The following is a 457-nucleotide window of genomic DNA, read 5'->3' on the forward strand; positions in this document are numbered from 1 at the left end:
GCGGCATTTATCGCTGCGTTCTACGCGATGCGTCGCGTTGGCAATCCCGCGATTGCTGCGGACGGGTCCTTGCCCGCCCCGCGCGATCGCTATGATGACGAGGTCATCCGCTGGGGCGTGATCGCCACGGTGTTCTGGGCGATCGTCGGCCTGCTGGTCGGCGTGGTCATCGCCTCGCAGCTCGCCTTCCCGCTGCTCAACCTCCATTCGGAATATACCACCTTCGGGCGCTTGCGGCCGCTGCACACATCGGCGGTGATCTTCGCCTTTGGTGGCAACGCGCTGATCGCGACGAGTTATTATGTCGTCCAGCGCACCTGCCGCGCGCGCCTGGCTTTCCCCTGGCTCGCACGCTTCGTGTTCTGGGGCTACCAGTTGTTCATCGTGCTTGCGGCGACGGGCTATCTGCTCGGCATCACCGAGGGCCGCGAATATGCCGAGCCCGAATGGTATGTCG

Annotated in this window: 1 protein-coding gene; it reads left to right on the plus strand. The window is 64.3% G+C overall.

The window, feature by feature from the left end:
- Positions 1–27 precede the first annotated feature (27 nt).
- Positions 28–457, plus strand: a 430-nt coding sequence (locus AACY52_RS31025) for a cbb3-type cytochrome c oxidase subunit I (protein ID WP_370468087.1), incomplete at its 3' end; no start/stop codon positions are given.

It is taken from the genome of Pseudomonas sp. EA_65y_Pfl1_P113 (assembly GCF_963970525.1).
GTDB classification, from domain to species: domain Bacteria; phylum Pseudomonadota; class Gammaproteobacteria; order Pseudomonadales; family Pseudomonadaceae; genus Aquipseudomonas; species Aquipseudomonas tritici.